This window comes from Brevundimonas sp. UBA7838, from assembly GCF_002500885.1.
Classification (GTDB): Bacteria; Pseudomonadota; Alphaproteobacteria; order Caulobacterales; family Caulobacteraceae; genus Brevundimonas; species Brevundimonas vesicularis_C.
On the sequence record NZ_DLTK01000002.1, the window covers coordinates 1 to 18380 of the forward strand.

General features: G+C 68.3%; 16 protein-coding genes and 1 pseudogene. 10 read left to right on the forward strand and 7 right to left on the reverse strand.

The genetic code is table 11. The features are described 5' to 3' along the window. The 3 genes and pseudogenes from B3T77_RS00050 to B3T77_RS00060 all read left to right on the forward strand — a co-directional run. Nucleotides 1–268: pseudogene (locus B3T77_RS00050) on the forward strand (hypothetical protein); the annotation flags it as partial. Nucleotides 269–327: 59 nt separating this feature from the next. Further along, the gene (locus tag B3T77_RS00055) at nucleotides 328–1116 is read left to right on the forward strand and encodes an enoyl-CoA hydratase-related protein (RefSeq protein WP_292075818.1); all 789 of its coding nucleotides are present in this window, start codon (nucleotides 328–330) and stop codon (nucleotides 1114–1116) included. 51 nt (nucleotides 1117–1167) lie between these two features. Continuing rightward, nucleotides 1168–2064, forward strand: coding sequence for an alpha/beta fold hydrolase (locus tag B3T77_RS00060; protein ID WP_292075820.1), 897 nt, complete (start codon nucleotides 1168–1170; stop codon nucleotides 2062–2064). A 3-nt stretch (nucleotides 2065–2067) separates the two neighbouring features. Here the strand turns inward: B3T77_RS00060 and B3T77_RS00065 are convergent, their stop codons facing one another. From B3T77_RS00065 to B3T77_RS00075, 3 genes are all read right to left on the reverse strand, one after another. After that, nucleotides 2068–4242, reverse strand: a complete 2175-nt coding sequence (locus tag B3T77_RS00065; RefSeq protein ID WP_292075823.1) for a protein-disulfide reductase DsbD family protein — start codon at nucleotides 4240–4242, stop codon at nucleotides 2068–2070. A gap of 84 nt (nucleotides 4243–4326) precedes the next feature. Continuing rightward, complete coding sequence (locus B3T77_RS00070; RefSeq protein WP_292075826.1) at nucleotides 4327–4755, reverse strand: OmpA family protein; 429 nt, start codon at nucleotides 4753–4755, stop codon at nucleotides 4327–4329. Nucleotides 4756–4886: 131 nt separating this feature from the next. Next, a complete protein-coding gene (locus B3T77_RS00075; RefSeq protein WP_055754593.1) occupies nucleotides 4887–5237 on the reverse strand; it encodes a glycine zipper domain-containing protein in 351 nt (116 codons plus the stop codon). Between the two features lie 142 nt (nucleotides 5238–5379). On the opposite strand from B3T77_RS00075, the gene B3T77_RS00080 reads away from it, so the two are divergent. Both B3T77_RS00080 and B3T77_RS00085 read left to right on the forward strand, forming a co-directional pair. After that, nucleotides 5380–6315: a diacylglycerol/lipid kinase family protein gene (locus B3T77_RS00080; RefSeq protein ID WP_292075829.1), complete on the forward strand. Its 936-nt coding sequence runs from the start codon at nucleotides 5380–5382 to the stop codon at nucleotides 6313–6315. Then, entirely contained in the window at nucleotides 6315–7166 is an 852-nt protein-coding gene (locus tag B3T77_RS00085) for a metallophosphoesterase family protein (protein ID WP_292075832.1), read from the forward strand. The genes B3T77_RS00080 and B3T77_RS00085 overlap by 1 nt, the downstream gene beginning before the upstream one ends. Before the next feature lie 157 nt (nucleotides 7167–7323). Here B3T77_RS00085 and B3T77_RS00090 read toward each other — a convergent pair whose 3' ends face one another. Then, entirely contained in the window at nucleotides 7324–8769 is a 1446-nt protein-coding gene (locus tag B3T77_RS00090; protein ID WP_017505461.1) for an AMP nucleosidase, read from the reverse strand. Between the two features lie 128 nt (nucleotides 8770–8897). On the opposite strand from B3T77_RS00090, the gene B3T77_RS00095 reads away from it, so the two are divergent. Next, on the forward strand, nucleotides 8898–10148 hold the full coding sequence (locus tag B3T77_RS00095) for a multidrug effflux MFS transporter (RefSeq protein WP_292075894.1): 1251 nt from the start codon (nucleotides 8898–8900) through the stop codon (nucleotides 10146–10148). Between the two features lie 62 nt (nucleotides 10149–10210). Continuing rightward, entirely contained in the window at nucleotides 10211–12163 is a 1953-nt protein-coding gene (locus B3T77_RS00100; protein ID WP_292075840.1) for a M1 family metallopeptidase, read from the forward strand. Nucleotides 12164–12165: 2 nt separating this feature from the next. On the opposite strand, the gene B3T77_RS00105 is transcribed toward B3T77_RS00100, so the two are convergent. Continuing rightward, entirely contained in the window at nucleotides 12166–12597 is a 432-nt protein-coding gene (locus tag B3T77_RS00105; RefSeq protein WP_292075842.1) for a DUF488 family protein, read from the reverse strand. 115 nt (nucleotides 12598–12712) lie between these two features. Between B3T77_RS00105 and B3T77_RS00110 the strand changes: the two genes are divergently transcribed. Both B3T77_RS00110 and recQ read left to right on the forward strand, forming a co-directional pair. After that, nucleotides 12713–13690, forward strand: a complete 978-nt coding sequence (locus B3T77_RS00110) for a complex I NDUFA9 subunit family protein (RefSeq protein WP_292075845.1) — start codon at nucleotides 12713–12715, stop codon at nucleotides 13688–13690. Between the two features lie 85 nt (nucleotides 13691–13775). Further along, nucleotides 13776–15653 carry a DNA helicase RecQ gene (gene recQ, locus B3T77_RS00115; protein WP_292075847.1) on the forward strand — a complete coding sequence of 626 codons (1878 nt, stop codon included), beginning with the start codon at nucleotides 13776–13778 and terminating at the stop codon, nucleotides 15651–15653. Nucleotides 15654–15659: 6 nt separating this feature from the next. On the opposite strand, the gene B3T77_RS00120 is transcribed toward recQ, so the two are convergent. Continuing rightward, nucleotides 15660–16136, reverse strand: coding sequence for a hypothetical protein (locus B3T77_RS00120; RefSeq protein ID WP_292075849.1), 477 nt, complete (start codon nucleotides 16134–16136; stop codon nucleotides 15660–15662). 99 nt (nucleotides 16137–16235) lie between these two features. Between B3T77_RS00120 and pgi the strand changes: the two genes are divergently transcribed. After that, nucleotides 16236–17843: a glucose-6-phosphate isomerase gene (pgi, locus tag B3T77_RS00125; protein WP_292075852.1), complete on the forward strand. Its 1608-nt coding sequence runs from the start codon at nucleotides 16236–16238 to the stop codon at nucleotides 17841–17843. Between the two features lie 59 nt (nucleotides 17844–17902). On the opposite strand, the gene B3T77_RS00130 is transcribed toward pgi, so the two are convergent. Continuing rightward, nucleotides 17903–18325 (reverse strand): hypothetical protein, encoded by a 423-nt coding sequence (locus B3T77_RS00130; RefSeq protein ID WP_055809009.1) that lies wholly within the window; start codon nucleotides 18323–18325, stop codon nucleotides 17903–17905. Nucleotides 18326–18380: the final 55 nt, after the last annotated feature.

Consider the following 18380-nt stretch of genomic DNA (forward strand, 5'->3'; position numbering starts at 1 on the left):
CCGGCTGTTCCGCCGCCGCGCCCGCGTGCTGGACGAGGGGCCGACGCTTCAGGCGGCGCTGAAGGCGGGTCATGTCGCCCTGATGCTGCTGGTCGGCCTGGTCCTGATCTCGGCGCTGATGCTTGCCCTGTCGTCCGTCTTCGGCTGGACGCTGGACCTGTCGGGCGCGCGGGGCCAGGTGATCGCCGCCAATCTTCTGCTGGGCATGGTGGTCGTGGTCGAACTGGTCCGCGCCGCCCTGACCCTGGCGCTGATGCCTCGACGATAGCGCCTGCGCTAGCGGGCCCCGCCTCGCGCCTGTATGACCGTCGTCAAAGGAGACCGACCATGGCCGACGCCTATTCCAACCTGCTGATCGAACGCCACGCCGACGGCTATGCGGTGGTGATCCTGAACCGGCCCGAGGCGCTGAACGCCCTGAACGCGGCCCTGTTCAAGGATCTGGCCGACTTCCTCGACAGCGTCGAACAGGACGACAGCGTGCGCTGCCTGATCCTGACCGGCTCGGGCGAAAAGGCCTTCGCCGCCGGCGCCGACATCAAGGAGATGGCGGATCAGACCTATGCCCAGATGTACACGGGCAACTATTTCGCCCTCGGCCACGACCGCATCACCCGGTTCAGAAAGCCGATCATCGCCGCGGTCAACGGCTTCGCTCTCGGCGGCGGCTGCGAACTGGCCATGCTGTGCGACTTCATCGTCGCCTCTGACAAGGCGAAGTTCGGCCAGCCTGAGATCAACCTGGGCGTCGCGCCGGGCATCGGCGGCTCCCAGCGCTTGACCCGTCTGGTGGGCAAGTCCAAGGCCATGGACATGGTCCTGACGGCCCGGATGATGGATGCGACGGAGGCCGAACGCGCCGGTCTGGCCTCGCGCGTCTTCCCTCATGAAACCTTGCTGGACGAAACGCGCAAGATCGCCGCCAAGATCGCCTCGCAAAGCCCGCTGGCGGTCATGGCCAACAAGGAGATGGTCAACGCCGCGCTGGAGACGACCCTGACCCAAGGCGTCCAGTTCGAACGTCGCCTGTTCCACTCCCTGTTCGCCTTTGAGGACCAGAAGGAGGGCATGTCCGCCTTCGTCGAAAAGCGCAAACCCGAGTTCAAGGGGCGATAGGTCGCACGCACGCGTCAACCGATCGCCGTGATCGGGCGTTAGGGGCGGATGATGATCCGCCTTTTCGCCTCGCTTCTTGCGACCCTGTTCGTCCTCGCCCCGGTCGCCGTCCAGGCCAAGGTGCAGTTACAGGCCGCTCCGGCGTTCAGCTCCAGCCGCATCATCGTCGAGACGCGCGGGCGGGGGCCGGACATCATCTTCATCCCCGGCCTGGGTTCGACCGGCTCGGCCTGGCGCTCGACGGCGGATCGGCTCGATAACCGCTACCGGGTGCATCTGGTCACCCTGCGCGGCTTCGGCGAGACCCAGATCGGCGACAATGTCAGCGGCGGTCTGGCCGGCCCTGCCGCCAGCGAGATCGAACGCTACATCCGCGAGCAGCGCATCGACCGGCCCGCCGTGATCGGCCATTCGCTGGGCGGCCAGATCGCCCTGCGCGTCGCCGCCGACATGGGCGACCGGATCGGGCGCGTCATGGTGGTCGATTCATCGCCCTTCTTCCCGTCGCTGATCGACGCCCGCACCACATCGGATCAGGTCGAGCCCCTGGCCCGGCTGGGCTATCAGGCCCTGCTCCTGTTCGGCGATCGGGCGCTGAAGTCCCAGGTCGCGGCCTTTGGCGTGGACATGGGTCTGGCCGGCGACATGGTGTTCGAGGGGCTGGGGCTTCAGGGCGGCGACCGGCGCGTCCTGGCCCAGGGTCTGTATGAAGCCTTAACCGTCGATCTGCGCCCCCGCCTTTCGGAGATCACCGCCCCGGTCACCGTCGTCTATGGCTGGACCCGCGATCCCGATGCGCCGCGCAACCGGCTGGAGGGGCTGTATCGCTACGGCTTCGAAGGCTTGCCACGCACGGCCCGGTTCGAGCGGATCGAAGGCGCCGAACATCAGGTGATGATGCAGCAGCCGCAGCGGTTCTTGGCGGCGGTGCAGCGGTTCCTGAGCTGACGCTCAATCCTTCAGCGCATCCACGACCAGCCCCTCGGTCAACAGCTGCGGCAGGATTTCCGGCTCGGCCCGGCCCGGTCGATACAGCAGATACAGCGGCACGCCCGAACGCCCATGCGCCTGAAGCTCGCGGGTGATGGCGTCGTCGCGCCGGGTCCAGTCGCCGACCAGATAGGCGGCGTTCGCCTCGCGCATCGCCTTGGCGACACGGGGCGAAGACAGGGCCGCGCGTTCGTTGATCTTGCACGTCACGCACCAGTCGGCGGTCAGATTGACCAGCACGGGGCGTCCCGACGCGGTCGCTGCATTCACCGCCGCCGCCGACCAGGGCTGGGCCGCCAGCGGGCCGCTGTCGCCTTGCGGCGCGGCGTCCGCACTCCGCGCCGCACCCGCCGCAACGCCTGCCAGGCCCAGCGCCAGAACGCCGACGACGATCGCGCAGATCGTGGTCAGGATCGGCCGTTCATCACGCTGGCGCGCCGCTTGCGCCAGACCCGTCAACCAGGCCGCCAGGGCCAGCAGCAGCGCCGCCGTCAGCAGCAGGCCCATGGCCTCGACGCCGCCCTGTCGCGTGAACACCCACAGCAGCCACAGCGCCGCCCCATACATTGGAAAGGCCAGAAGACCCTTCAGCCGCTCCATCCAGACGCCGGGTCGCGGCAGGCGCGACAGCAAACCGGGCGACAGGCTGACCGCCAGATAGGGCAGGGCCAGACCCAGCCCCAGCATCAGGAACACGGCCAGCGCCATCGGCCAGGACAGGATCAGGGCCGCGCCGAGCGCTGCGGCCATGAAGGGCGCGGTGCAGGGCGCGGCGACGACCACGGCCAGAACGCCGGTGAAGAAGGCGCCCGCCGATCCGGGCAGGCGCGACAGGGGACCAGACCCCGCGTTCTGCAATCCGGCGCCGACATGGAAGACGCCCGACAGGTTCAGCCCGACCAGCAGCATGACCAGGGCCAGAGCCGCGACCACGCCCGGCGACTGAAGCTGGAACCCCCAGCCGATCGCCTGACCCGCCGCCCTCAACGCCAGCAGGGCGCCGGCCAGAACCAGAAAACTGACCAGCACCCCGGCGGTGAAGGCCAGGCCGTCGCGCCGCGCCCGCGCCGGATCATGCGCCGCCGCCGACAGCGACGCCGCCTTCATCGCCAGAACCGGGAAGACGCACGGCATCAGGTTCAGCACCAGCCCGCCCAGCAGCGCTAGTCCCAGGGCCTGAAGGAAGACCAAAGCGCCGGTCTTCGCCGGCGTGGCCGTGGTCTCGTCCAGCGGCTTCAGCGCCTCGCCGCCTTGGGCGCCCGCCAGAGGCGCGCCCGGCTCCGCCGTGATCTCCCACGCGCCCTTGTCGGTCGCCAGGACCCCGCTCAGCGCCGTTGTCGCCGTTTCCTTGCCGGGCGCCAGCGTCAGCGTCAGGCCGTTGGGCCCCCGCTGACCCGACTGGGCCGCCGCATGGTCGATGCGCCCGCCGTCGAAAGGATAGAAATAGACTTGGCTGATGTCGGCGCCCGCCTGGTCACCAGATAGGGGGCCGCCGGTCGCGGTCAGGATCAGCTGGCCGCCCTGACGCGTGACGCGCGCCTCGATCCCGGCCGGTCGCGGCGCGGTTTCGACCAGCCGCTCGATCTCTTCACCCCAAGGTTTGGCCAGGGGCGCTGCGCCCTCGCGCACCGGCAGGGCCAGCGACAGGGTCATCGGCTCGGGCACGCACATCTGATCGCTGCACACCAGAAACAGCACATCCGTCGTCAGAGTCAGCACTTCGCCCGGCCGCGTCGTCGGCGGCACATGGATCGGCACGGGCAAGAGCACCGCGCCCGAATAGCCATAGTTCATCAGGCTCATCAGCCGCTGGCGGCTGGGCAGGGGCCACAGGATCGGATCGGCGGTCACCCCGGCGGGCAGGGTCCAGATCAGGCTGGTCGCGCCGCCGCTGTCGCCGGGATTGCGCCAATAGGTGTGCCAGCCGGGCGCGATCTTCTGGCGCACCGCCACCACGGTCGTCGAACCGGGCGCGACCCATTGCGACATCGGGACCAGTTCGGCCTCGATCCGCTCGGTCCGCTGCGGTCCGAAGGCGACGACGCCCGTGGGCTGGCTCTGCACCGGCTGGGCGACGGCCGCTGAAACGCCCGTCAAACTAAACAGCAGGCCGAGGAGAAGGGCGAAGAGGCGCAAACGCGTGTTCCGGCAGGCGAGGGGAGCGCCGCAACCTAATGCGTCACGCATCCCCGCGCCATCGCTGCGCCCGCCCCGCGTCGATCAGCGCGGATAGGCCTCGTAGATCACTTCCGCACGGCGCCGCAGCGGTTCGTCATTGCCGGCTGCCGTTGTGGCGCCCGCATCGCCTGCGGCGTTCAGCTCGAAGATCGGCGCGGGCATACCCGCCTGGGTGAGCGCCTCGACCACCGTCCGCGCGCGCCGCTGCGACAGGTTCAGATTGGCTTCGGGCGTTCCCGTGGCGTCGGCCAGGCCAACCACGCGCACCTTGCGCACGTCGCAATCCTTCGCCTTGTTCGCCGCCGCCTTCAGCACCATCGCCGCCGGCTCGGTCAGCCGCGCCTGATTCTCCAGGAAGTAGATATCGAAACGCCCCGGCGCGCACAGCGATTCGCCCACCACCAGCGCCTCGCGCTTGGGCATCGGCGCGCACGCCGCCAGCACACCCATGGCCGCCACAGCCAGACCCATCGATCGCTTCATCTCAGCCCTCCTCCGGCTCGGCCGGCCCATTACGCAAAAGAGGCGGCCCGTCGTCCGACAGGCCGCCTCTTCAACCTAGCGCCGGTCGCGGACCTTCGCGACCGGCATTTGATCACTGATCAATAACGGCGCTGACCGTTGTCCCAGTAGCACTCGTCCTGGCGATTATCGTAGCAGTAGTAGTAGCGGCCTTGATTGTCGCGGTAGCGCTGCTGGTTGTTGCGGTCCTGGTTGGAGCCGCGGATGGCGCCGGCCGTGCCGCCCAGGGCGCCGCCGATCAGGGCGCCGGTCGCAGCGTTGCCGCCGCCGACGTTGTTGCCGATGATGGCGCCGGCGACGGCGCCCAGGCCGGCGCCGATGGCGCCTTGGCGGACGGTTTCGTTCGAGCCGTTGTTATAGCCGTACGGGTCGCTGGCGCAGGCCGAAGCCAGCAGGCCGGCGCCGGCAATCGCGATAATCGCCTTTTTCATAATGAATTCCTTTGTCCCTGGGTGTTGGCCCCTGTGGGCAGCAAACGTGTCCTCGCGGCATAGGTTCCGCACAGACAAGCTGGGTCTGAAACTATGGTGACGCTTGGGCGGAACGACGGCGCCTGCGGGGCGTTCGGCCGCCATGACCGATGTCGCCCAACCCCCCTCCGATGCAGACGACAAAACTGCGTTGACGCCCCACGCGCAGATCCGGCACGCCGTGATGCTGGTCAATCCGCTGTCAGGCAGCGTCGGTCCACGCGCCGCCGGCGAGGCCGAAGCCCTGTTGGTGCAGTATGATCTCAAGGCCGAGGTCGTGTCGTTCGAAGGGGGCAACTTCGACCAGATCATCGCCGACGCCTTCGCCGCCAAGCCGGACGTCATCTTCGTTCTGGCGGGCGACGGCACGGCGCGCTCGGTGGCGTCGAAGGCCAAGCCGGACGGTCCGATGATCGCGCCCCTTCCGGGCGGCACGATGAACATGCTGCCCAAGGCGCTGTATGGCACCGCCGACTGGAAGCTGGCGCTGAAGCGCGCGCTGGAGGAGGGCGAGCCTCAGGCCGTATCGGGCGGCGAGGTTCAGGGCGAATACTTCTATTGCGCCGCCATTCTGGGATCGCCGGCGCTGTGGGCCCCGGCGCGCGAGGCGATGCGGACCGGCAAGATCAAACTGGCTTGGCAATACGGCCGTCGCGCGCTGAAGCGGGCGTTTTCGGGTCGCCTGCGCTTCGCCTTGGACGGCGGGGAAAAACGCCGGACCGAGGCGCTGGTGCTGATCAGCCCAATGATCTCCAAGGCGATGGAGGACCCCATCGGACTGGAAGCGGCCGCCATGGACCCCAGCGATGCGACTCAGGCCTTCCGCTTGGCCGCGACCGCCCTGTTCAGCGACTGGCGCCACGATCCGGCCGTCTCGACCCGACCCGCGAAACGGATCGAGGTGCGCGCGCGCTCCAAGATCCCGGCGGTCATCGACGGCGAGCCGCTGCTGCTGAAGCCCGAGGCCGTGATCCGCTTCGTCCCCAAGGCCTTCAAGGCGCTGGCGCCCAAGCCGCCGTCGGCTGAGGACAGCATCTGATGGGACGCGTTCTTCAGTTTTCCGACGTTCACTTCGGCTGCGAGCACAAGCGCGCCTGCGCGGCCGCTCTCGAATACGCCCACGCCACGCCCAACGATCTGGTGCTGATCACCGGCGACATCACGCAAAAGGGTTTCCCCGACGAGTTCAAGGCGGCGGGCGAATGGATGCGGGCCATGCCCGAGCCGCGCTTCGTCATCGTGGGCAATCATGACGTGCCCTATTGGGACGCCGTCGCGCGGGTCTTCCATCCCTGGCGCGCCTTCGAGACCGAGACCGGCTTTCCCGCCCACGACGGCCAGTTCCGCAGCGACACGGTCATGGTGCGCGGCGTCGTCACCGCGCGCGGCTGGCAGGCGCGGCCCAACTGGTCGAAGGGCGTCATCGACCTGGACCAGACGCGGCGTGCGGCCGAGGCCCTGCGTCAGGCGCCGATCGGCGCGCTGCGGATCCTGGCCTGTCACCATCCGCTGATCGAGATGGTCGGCACGCCGATGACCGGCGACGTCAAGCGCGGCGACGAGGCGGCCCTGATCTTCGCCGAGGCAGGCGTCGATCTGATCATGACGGGCCACGTCCATGTGCCGTTCGCCATGCCGATCCCGCTGGCGGACCGCTGCTCCTACGCCGTCGGATGCGGGACGCTGTCGCACCGCGAGCGCGGCGCGCCGCCCGGCTTCAACCAGATCGACTGGGACGCCAAGACCATCACCGTCACGGCCCTGGCCTGGGATGGATCGAGCTATCGTTCGCACCAGGTGTGGCGCTTGCCGCGCCGTCAGGACACCCGCAAGGCGACCACCGCGCCCAGCCCGGTCGAGCCCGGCACCTTGGAGAAGGCGGCGGTCTGAGCCTGTCTCCTCCCATTTCATGGGGAGGTGGCTCGAAGCGTAGCGGAGAGACGGAGGGGTTTCTTGCTGCATCGCAGCGCCCGTGCGACGTTAAGAACCCCTCCACCCCGCTTCGCGCGGTCCCCCTCCCCACGCTGTGGGGAGGAGACGGCCGGGATCACCGGAACGGCGGTTCGTCGAAGGCGCGCAGCTTGCGCGAGTGCAGCTTTGAGCCTTCGCTGCGCATCAGATCGACCGCCTGGATGCCGATCTGAAGGTGTTCGGAGATCGAACCTTCGTAGAAGCGGTTGGCCTGACCCGGCAGTTTGATCTCGCCGTGCAGCGGCTTGTCCGACACGCAAAGCAGCGTCCCGTAGGGCACGCGGAAGCGATAGCCCTGGGCCGCGATGGTGGCGCTTTCCATGTCGATGGCGACGGCTCTGGACTGGTTGAAGCGCAGGGCAGACTTGGAATAGCGCAGCTCCCAGTTCCGGTCGTCGGTGGTGACGACGGTGCCGGTGCGCAGGCGCAGCTTGACCTCGTCGCCCGGCATGCCGCTGACCGACTTGGTGGCGTCATAGAGCGCGCGCTGAACCTCGGCGATCGACGGGATCGGAATGTCGGGCGGCAACACCGCGTCCAGAACGTGATCGTCGCGCAGATAGGCGTGGGCCAGGACGTAGTCGCCGATGGTTTGGCTGGCGCGCAGGCCGCCGCAGTGACCGATCATCAGCCAGACGTGCGGACGGGTGACCGCCAGGTGATCCGTGATCGTCTTGGCGTTGGACGGGCCGACGCCGATGTTGACCAGGGTCACGCCCTTATGGCCCGGCGCGGTCAGGTGATAGGCCGGCATCTGGTGCTTCTTCCAGGCCGTGTCGCTGATCGCCGCCTCGGGGTTGGGCGTGTCGCGCGTGATCACCACCCCGCCGGCGCAGGACAGGGTCTGATACGGCGAGCCGGGCGTCCGAAGCTGCTCGATGGCCCAGCGCACGAACTCGTCGACGTAGCGATTGTAGTTGGTGAACAGGACATAGGACTGAACGTCGTCCACCGGCGTGCCGGTGTAGTGTTTCAGTCGCGCCAGCGAGAAGTCGGTCCGCAGGCCGTCGAAGTGCGACAGGGGGAAGTCGCCGCCCATTTCGAACAGGCCGTCGGCGATCTCGTCGCCGATATGGGCCAGGTCCGTGGTGGGGAACCAGCGCGCCAGGGCCGCCGTCATCGACCGGTCCAGCGCGACCTCCAGCCCGTCGGTTACATAGGGGAAGGGGATTTCCTGGCGCGAGACGCCGACCTCGAAGGTCGCATTGTATTCCTGCTCCAGCAGGCCCAGCTGTTCGGTCAGATAGGGGCGGAAAAGGTCCGGCCGCGTGACCGTGGTCGAATAGCTGCCCTGTCTCGACAGCCGGGCGTAGGCGCGCGGCTCCAGGTCCTGGGGGCGATCCCCGTCCCAGCGGATGCGAAGTTCGGGATAGGCGAACACCCCTTCGGCGCGTTTGACCGGATCGGGCCGCGCGCCGGTGTTGACGAAATCCCGCACGGCGTCGCGCAGGTTGGTCACGGATTGGGTGTAGAGGGTTTCGAGGCGGTCCAGCGCCGCCTGTGCTGTCATCTGTTCTGTCATGACTTCCTCTAGCGAAGCTTCGCGGCTTTGGCGAGGCGCCGCCCGTTCAAACCCGATTTCGCTGCATTGCAGCAATTTATGACGGGCGTGCGGTTGCGGATCGGAGCGTGACGGCGCATCTGGCCCGGATGTCTTCTTCCCTTGCGTCAGCGCCCGCCAAGAAGGAGCTCGGCTTCGTCGAGTTCGTCTGCCTCATCGCCCTGATGATGGCGCTGAATGCGCTGGCGATCGATTCCATGCTGCCGGCCCTGCCGCACATCGGCGCCGACCTGAAGGTGGCGACCGACAACGACCGGCAATGGGTTGTGACGGCCTATCTGCTGGGCTTCGGCGGGGCGCAGCTGTTCTACGGTCCGTTGGCGGATCGGTTCGGGCGAAAGCCCGTCCTGCTGTTCGGCGTCGGCGTCTATGTGATGTTCAGCCTGCTGGCGACCCTGGCCCCGACGTTCGAGACGCTGATCATGGCCCGCGTCGGCCAAGGGCTGGGCAGCGCCTGCACCCGCGTGCTGGCCGTCTCCATCGTGCGCGACCGGTATGAGGGGCGGACGATGGCGCGGGTCATGTCCTTCAGCTTCCTGGTCTTCCTGGGCGTGCCGATCCTGGCGCCGTCGCTGGGTCAGATGATCATGCTGGTCGGGCCGTGGCGCTGGATCTTCGCCGGGCTGGGCCTGATCGGGGTCGGCCTGATCGTCTGGGCGTCGTTGCGTCTGCCCGAAACGCTGAAGCCCGAGGATCGCCTGCCGATCCAGGTCAAGCGCCTGGCCTCAGCCTACAAGATCGCCCTGACCGACCGCACCGCCGTCGGCTACACCCTGGCCATGACGGCGATCACCGGGGCCTTGTTCGGCTTCATCAACTCGTCGCAGCAGATCTTCGCCGACGTCTTTCACGCCGAGGCGGCGTTTCCGGCCATCTTCGCCCTGATCGCGGGCGGCATCGCCGTGGCCTCGATCGTCAATGCGCGACTGGTGGTCAAGCTGGGCTCGCGCAAGATTTCGCACACCGCCCTGATCGGCTTCACCAGCATCGCGGCCATCCATGCGGGGGTGGCGATCAGCGGTCATGAATCGATCTGGACCTTTGCGGTGCTGCAGACCCTGACCATGTTCTGTTTCGGCCTGATCGCGGGCAATTTCGGATCGATGGCGATGGAGACGATGGGCAAGATCGCGGGCACCGCCGCCTCGATCCAGGGCTTCGTCTCCACCATCATCGGCTCTCTCTTGGGCTTTGCGGTGGGCCAACAGTTCAACGGCACGACCATTCCGATGTCGGTCGGCTTCACGGTCTTCGGCCTGATCGCGCTGGGCTGGGTGCTGTTCGCCGAGCGGGGACGGCTGTTCCGGGCCCATCACGCGCCGGTCGCCGCCAAGGCTTGATCTTTTTCGCGTTTCCGCGCGTTCTCCGGGCCAATCGTCAAGATCAGCCCAGGAAAACCTCGATGACGCGCAAAGCGCTCGGTCTCGTCTCCGCCCTCGCCCTGGCCGCCGCCATGGGTCTGAGCGCCTGCTCCACCACGACGGGAGGGTCGGCCATGACCCCGCCCGCCATCGCTCCGGCGCCCGGTCCCGAAGCGGTGGACGTCCACACCCACGCCCGGCCCGAAATCGCCCGCGTCGTCGATGTCGCCTTGGATCTGACCGCCGACTTCAACGCCAAGACCCTGGCGGGCACGGCGACCCTGGACATCCTGGCGATCCCGGGCGCCAACGAGATCGTGCTGGATATCCGCGACCTCGACATTCAGGACGTGCGCGACGCGGCGGGTCAGCCGCTGCGCTATGTCGTTGGCGACAACGACGCCGTCCTGGGCCAGCCGCTGACGGTCTATTTCCCGGCCTTCGCCGCCAATGAGCGACGCAAGATCACCATCCGCTATTCGACCCGTCCGAATGCGGCGGCCCTGCAATGGCTGAACCCCAGCCAGACGGCGGGTGGACAGAAGCCCTATCTGTTCAGCCAGGGCCAGGCGATCCTGACCCGCACCTGGGTGCCGACCCAGGACAGCCCCGGCATCCGCCAGACCTATTCGGCCCGCATCACCGCGCCCGAAGACCTGACGGTGGTCATGAGCGCCGATCACCTGACGCCCAACGGCGAGCGGGCCGCAAACGGGATGAAGACCTGGCGCTTCCGGATGGACAATCCGATCCCGCCCTATCTGATCGCGCTGGGCGTTGGCGATATCGCCTTTGCGCCGTTCGACGGCCGCACCGGGGTCTGGACCGAGCCCAGCCGCCTGCGCGCCGCCCAATCGGAACTGGAGCCGACCGCCCAGATGGTGACGGCGGCCGAGAAGCTGTACGGCCCCTATCGCTGGGGCCGCTACGACCTCCTGGTCCTGCCGCCCTCCTTCCCGTTCGGCGGGATGGAGAACCCGAAACTGACCTTCGCCACCCCGACCATCATCGCCGGGGACCGTTCGCTGGTTTCGCTGGTCGCGCACGAACTGGCGCACTCCTGGTCGGGCAATCTGGTCACGAACGCCACCTGGGACGACTTCTGGCTGAACGAAGGCTTCACCGTCTATTTCGAGAACCGGATCATGGAGTCGGTCTATGGCCATGACCGCGCCATGCAGGAGCAGGTGCTGGGCTGGGACAGCCTCCAGGATACGCTGAAGTCCCTGCCGGCGGCGGACACCCGCCTGCACCTGGACCTGAAGGGCCGCGATCCCGACGACGGCATGAACGATATCGCCTATGAGAAGGGCGCCCTGTTCCTGCGGACCATCGAACGCACCGTCGGGCGGGATCGGTTTGACGCCTGGCTGCGCGGCTATTTCGATCGCAACGCCTATCGCCCGATGACCACGGCCATGTTCCTGCAAGACATCCGCGACAACCTGATCAAGGGCGACGCAGAGCTGGAAAGCCAGTTGCAGATGGACGCCTGGGTCTATCAGCCCGGCCTGCCGTCCAACGCCGTCGCGCCGGTGTCCCACGCCTTCGAGCCGGTGGATGCGGCCGCCGTCGCCTTCTTCAAGGACAAGGGGCCGGCCTCGGCCATTCCGTGGGCGGACTGGAACACCCAGCAGCGGCAGCGCTTCCTGGGCTGGCGTCCCGAGGGCCTGCGGACGGGCGCCGACTGGCTGACGAATGCGCAACTGGCCGATCTGGAGCGGACGCTGAACCTGGCGAACGAAGGCAACGCCGAACTGACCTTCGCCTGGCTGCAGATCGCCCTGGCCCATCGCTATCAGCCGTCGGTCGCCACGGCCGAGAAGTTCCTGACCAGCCAAGGTCGTCGCAAGTTCGTCCTGCCGCTGTTCCAGACCCTGTGGAACGAGGGCGACTGGGGCCGCGCTAACGCCCGTCGCATCTACGCCGAGGCCCGGCCGCTCTATCACCCGGTCACCAGCGGTTCGGTCGATCAGCTGGTCGGAAGGCCATAAGCCTAGAGGTCCACGACCGCCACGCCGGTTTCCGCCGACAGCCGTTCCGCCAGGACGGCCCGGTGGCAGCCGGCGTGGTCGGCCTCGAAGCACAGCAGGGCGACGGGTTTGTCGGCCGCCAGCGCCTTCAGCCGCTCGTATTCGATCTTCGCCTGGGGCTCGGCCAAGTGATCGGCGAAAATGGCGCGCATCTCGTCGACACGGCCCTTGCGCGCCGCGTCACGTCCCGCCTTGGGCGTGCCCAGCCCGCGCAGGTGGACATAGTCGATCCCTTCGACCTTCAGGCTCTCGCCCAGGATCGTCTTAGAAAAGCCGGCGCGGCGGGATGCGGCGACCGCGCGGACATCGACCAGGGTCTGCACGCCGGCCGTCTTCAGCCGCGCGATGACGTCGGCCTGGGTCGCGCCCTCGTAGCCAATGGTGAAAAGCTTCATTCGCCTCAGATGGGCGGCCGCGCGTCGAACGCCAGCGTGACCGTGAAGGCCCGCGTTGCGGTGCGGCGCCCTATCGTCTATCCCGCCGAAACGGATTTCGACTGGAGCTTTCCCCATGGCTGACCTCGCCCCCGGCGTCGTGACCCTCTTTGGAGGTTCGGGCTTTATCGGGTCGCAGGCGGTGCGCGCCCTGGCGCGTCGCGGCTGGCGCATTCGGGTCGCCGTGCGCAACCCGGTCCTGGCGATCGAAATCCAGCCGCTGGGCGATCCCGGCCAGATCCAGTTCATGCGCTGCGACATCACCAACCCGACGGATGTGGCGCAGGCCGTGCGCGGCGCGGACGCCGTCGTCAACTTGGTCGGCGTGCTGCATGACGCAGGCGGCAAGCGCGGCTTCGACGCCGTTCATACCGAGGCGGCCAAGACCATCGCAGAGGCCGCAAAGGCGGCGGGCGTTGAGCGCCTGGTGCAGATCTCGGCCATCGGCGCCGACGCCGCCAGCCCTTCGGCCTATGGTCGCACCAAGGCCCAGGCCGAGGCGGCCGTTCGCGCCGTCTATCCGGATGCGGTGATCCTGCGTCCGTCGCTGGTCTTCGGCGCGGGCGACAGCTTCCTCAATCGCTTCGCCGCCATGGCGACGATGGCGCCGGCCCTGCCGCTGATCGGCGGCGGCGAGACCCGGTTCCAGCCGGTCTATGTCGGCGATGTCGCCGAGGCCATCGCGCGCGGCGTGACCCGCGCGGACGCCGCGGGCCGCACCTATGAACTGGGCGGGCCGAGCCTGTACACCTTCCGGGAAGTGCTGGAGTTGGTGCGTCGCGAAACGGGCCGTGACCGGATGCTGGTTTCGGTGCCCTTCATCGTCGCCAAGCCCCTGGGTTCGCTGCTGCAACTGAGCCGGTTCGTCGGCCTGACCCCGCCGCTGACGCGCGATCAGGTGCTGATGCTGGAGAAGGACAATGTGGTCGCCGCCGATGCGTTCGGCCTCAGCGATCTGGGCATCGAGCATCCGGCCGGCATGGCGGCGATCGCCCCGTCCTATCTGTGGCGCTACCGCGTCGGCGGCCAGTTCGCCGAAGCGCCCGCCCACTAAAATCTTCCCCCTATGACGTCGTCGCCGGTCGCCATCGCGGCCGGCGGCGCCTTCTGTTCGGGAACAAAGAGTGCACAGCTTAAGGATGCCGGCCGCGCGCCCCCAATTCTCCCCAACCGATACGCCTGACCTGAGCGACGCGCGGGCGCTGTTGGCGCGTGTGTGGGGTCACGCCGACTTCCGGGGGCTGCAGGGGCGGGTGGTCGAGCAGATCCTGTCGGGCGGCGATGTGCTGGCGGTCTTGCCGACCGGCGGCGGCAAGAGCGTCTGCTATCAGATCCCGGCCATCCTGCGCCCCGGACTGGGGCTGGTGGTGTCGCCGCTGATCGCCCTGATGACCGATCAGGTCGAGGCGTTGAAGCAGCAGGGCGTCGCGGCGGCGCGGCTGGATTCCGGGGTGTCGCTGGACGAGCGCTCGGCCATCTGGGCGGCGGCGCGGTCGGGGGATCTGGACCTGCTCTATGTCTCGCCGGAAGGCCTGGCGGCGGGCGCCATGATGGATCGTCTGACCGAACTGCCGCTGAGCCTGATCGCCATCGACGAGGCGCACTGCGTTTCGCAATGGGGCCACGACTTCCGCCCCGATTATCGAAACCTGGGTCTGCTGGCCGAGCGGTTTCCCGATGTGCCGCGCATCGCGGTGACGGCGACCGCCGACGCCCGCACGCGCGACGACATTCTGCGCTCGCTGAGGCTGGAAGAGGCGACGGTCTTCGTCGACAGTTTCGCGCGTCCGAACCTGCAACTTTCGGCAGAGCGCAAGGAGAGCGCGTCTCGGGCCAAGACCGATGCGCGGGTCATCGAACTCGTGCGCGAACGGCGAGGCAAGTCGGGCGTCGTCTATTGCGGCAGCCGCGACGGCTGCGACCGCGTGGCCCAGGCGCTGCGCGACGCCGGGACCAACGCCATCGCCTATCACGCCGGCATGGACACGAAGGAGCGTGACCGCCGGCTGGAACGCTTCCTGGCCGAGGAGGGCGCCGTGATGGTCGCGACCATCGCCTTCGGCATGGGCGTCGACAAGGCCGACGTGCGCTTCGTCATCCACGCCGATCCGCCTGGTTCGCTGGAGGCCTATTGGCAGGAGATTGGGCGCGGCGGGCGCGACGGCGAGCCGGCCGAGGGCATCACCCTGTATGGGCCGTCCGATATCGCCTGGTCCTTGCGTCGGCTGGACAGCCGTCCGATGGCCGAGGAGGTCAAATCGGTCCAGGTGCGCAAAACCCGCCAGCTGTTCGCCATGCTGGACGGCGCCGTCTGTCGCGCCCAGGCCGTGCGGCGATACTTCGGCGAGCATGACGCCCAGCCTTGCGGCGTCTGCGACATCTGCGGCGACCCGCCCCAGCTCTATGATGCGACCGTCCCGGCCCAGAAGGCGTTGGCGGCGGTGCAGCGCCTGGGCGGCAGGTTCGGGAGGGGTCGCGTCGTCGATCACCTGACCGCCCGCACCAAGGACGTGCAGCCGTGGGAGCAGCAACTGTCCACCTGGGGCATCGGGCGCGAGATCTCGCTGAACAGCTGGCGCGAGATCGTCGATCACCTGCTGTTCGAAGGTCTGCTGGCCGAGGATCCCAACGACGGCAAACCGCTCGTCGGGCTGGGCGATTCCGAGGCGGTGCGGGCCGTCTATCGCGGCGAGCGCCAGATCGAGGTGCGTCGCGCGCCGCTGAAGGCCGATACCGCCCCGCGCCGTCGTGACCGATCGGGCGAAGGGCGCAATGCGGCGCTGGAGGCGATGGACGCGGACGTTCGCGCCCGGTTCGAGGCCTTGCGGGCCTGGCGCCGCGACCGCGCCTCGGAACAGCACGTCCCGCCCTATGTCATCTTCCAGGACCGGACGCTGCTGGAGATCGCCCACGCCGAGCCGGGCGACCTGAACAGTCTGGGCGCCATTTCCGGCGTCGGCCAATCCAAGCTGGATCGCTACGGCAAGGGCGTGCTGGAGGCGCTGGCCGCCCTCTAGAAGGCGTCAAACTTCCGGCTTGGGCGGGGCGGAGATGACTTCGACGTTGTCGTTCAGCAGATAGGACAGTTCCGACAGGGCGACCGCGCGTTCGGCCGGGTTGGCGGCGGCCTGAACGGCCTGAACCTTCTTGGGCATGTCCTCGGAAATGCCGCGCAGGATGCATTTCAGATCGCCGTCGGTGCCGCGTTCCTTCAGGATCAGGTGGCCCTGCATATCCAGGGCGGCCAGCTGTTCGGCCTGGGCCTTGAAGCCGGTGAAGGCCTGGCTGGTGAAGAAGGCGGCGTCGTCGGCGGCCTTGGCGGCGGCCCAGCCGTCGACCACGGCCTTCAGGCTGGCCGAGCGCGAGATGATGTCGGCGAACAGCGGCTCACCCGCCACCGAGACCGGCGCGCCGGGCGCGGCGGCCGGCTGTTCGGCGGCGAGGGCGACGGACGGATTGGACATCGCCAGGGCGATCGTGAGAGCAAGGCCGCAGGACATGGAGGTGACTTCCTGTTTCAGCGTCCGCTGGGACGTTGAACCTGAATACGCCCCAGCCGTAAACGAGTGTTTACCCTGTCATTCCCGATGGAGACGACGATGACCCGCGACGCCGCCTGGACCGCCTTCGACCAAGCCGCCGCCGAGGCCGCCTCCGCGCGGATCGTGGACCAGTTCGCCGCCGATCCCGACCGGCTGGCGCGGATGTCGGTCGAGGCGGCGGGGCTCTATCTGGACCTGTCGAAACAGAGCTGGACCAAGGCCGCCTTCGACGCCTGTCTGGACCTGGCGCGCGCCAGCGACGTCGAAGGGCGTCGCGCGGCCCTGTTCGCCGGCGAGGCCGTCAATCTGACGGAAGGGCGGGCGGTCCTGCATCCGGCTCTGCGCGCCGCGCCGGGCGCTGACTTCAAGGCCTTGGGCGAGCCGGTTTCGGCCGAGGTGGACGCCGTGCGGGCGGACATGAAGGCCTATGCCGATGCGGTGCGGTCGGGCGCCGAGGCGGGCGCGACGGGCAAGACGTTCGAGGCCATCGTCCACGTCGGCATCGGCGGGTCGGACCTGGGGCCGCGCGTGGTCTGGGACGCCCTGCGCCCGCTGGACCCGGCCATCGACCTGCGCTTCGTCGCCAACATCGATCCGCGCGACATGGCCGAGGCGCTGACCGGCCTGGATCCCGAGACCACCCTGGTGGTGGTCGTGTCCAAGACCTTCACGACGCAGGAAACCTTGGCCAACGCCGAGGCGGCCAAGGCTTGGCTGGCGGCGTCGCTGCCGGCCGAGGGGATGACCAAACATTTCATCGGGGTGACGGCGGCGCCGGACAAGGCGGCGGCCTTCGGCTGCGGCCGCACCTTCGCCTTCCGGGACTGGGTCGGCGGGCGCTATTCGCTGTGGTCGGCGGTCAGCCTGTCGTGCGGCATCGCCCTGGGCTGGGACGTGTTCGAACGGATGCTGGCGGGCGCCGCCGCGATGGACGAGCATTTCGTGTCGGCGCCGCTGGAGCGGAACGCGCCGGTCCTGTTGGCGCTGGCCCAGGTGTTCAACGTCGATGGCCTGAACCGGCCCGCCCGCACCGTCGCCCCCTACGCCCACGCCCTGCGCCGCCTGTCGTCCTTCCTGCAGCAGCTGGAGATGGAGTCGAACGGCAAGCGGGTGCATCGCGACGGCACGCCGGTGACGCGTCAGACCTGCCCCGTCGTCTTCGGCGAGCCGGGCACCAACGGCCAACACGCCTTCTTCCAGCAGATCCACCAGGGACCGGAGGTGGTGCCGGCGGAGTTCGTGATCGTCGCCAAAACGCATGCGGATGCGCCGGAATCGCCGCTCTGGTCCAACGCCTTGGCCCAGGGCCAGGCCCTGATGCTGGGCAAGACGACCGAGGCCGCCAAGGTCGAGGGGTTGGCGCAAGGATTGTCGGAGCAAGAGGCGACGCGCCTGGCGTCCCACCGCACCTTCACCGGCAACCGTCCGTCGACCGCCATTGTCATGGAGCGGCTGACGGCCGAAACCCTGGGCGCGCTGCTGGCCCTGTATGAGCACAAAACCTTCGTCGAGGGCGTGATCTGGGACATCAACAGCTTCGACCAATGGGGCGTCGAACTGGGCAAGGTCCTGGCCAAGGCGATCCTGAAGGACTTGGACGCGGGCGGCCCCTCGGCGGACCTTGATCCGTCCACTTCGGCCCTGATGCGCCGCCTCATGGGCTGACGCGAAAAGGGCCCGTCCTTGCCGGACGGGCCCTTCCAGTCATCTAAACTGTCGAATGCTTACCAGCGGCGGTCGTAGCGGTAGTCGCGATTGTTGCGATAGTCGCGGCGGTCATAGCGCGAGTCGTAACGGCGGCCGTCGTAGCGGTAGTCGTAGCCCGAGCGGCTGCGGTCGATGCCGTGCTCGCGCTCCCAATGGCCTTGATTACGGTAGCATTGGCCGCCGCGGTAGTATTCGCAGCCCGATCCGCGGTTGGAGGCCACCGCGCCCAGCGCCGCGCCGGCAAGCGCACCGCCCGCGATGTAGCTGCCGTCGCCATTGCCATAGATGGCGCCGGCCAGACCGCCCACGGCGGCGCCGATCAGGGCGTTACGGCCGGTGTTGTCGCGATCGCGCGATTGCGCGGAAGCCGGAGCGGCCATCAGGCTCAGGGCCACGACGGGGGCGGCGGCGACCGCAGTGATCTTCAGCAGCTTGGACATTTTGGTCTCCTTGTTTGCTTGCCGATCTGCGTTTCCGGGGCGGGAAGGCATCCAG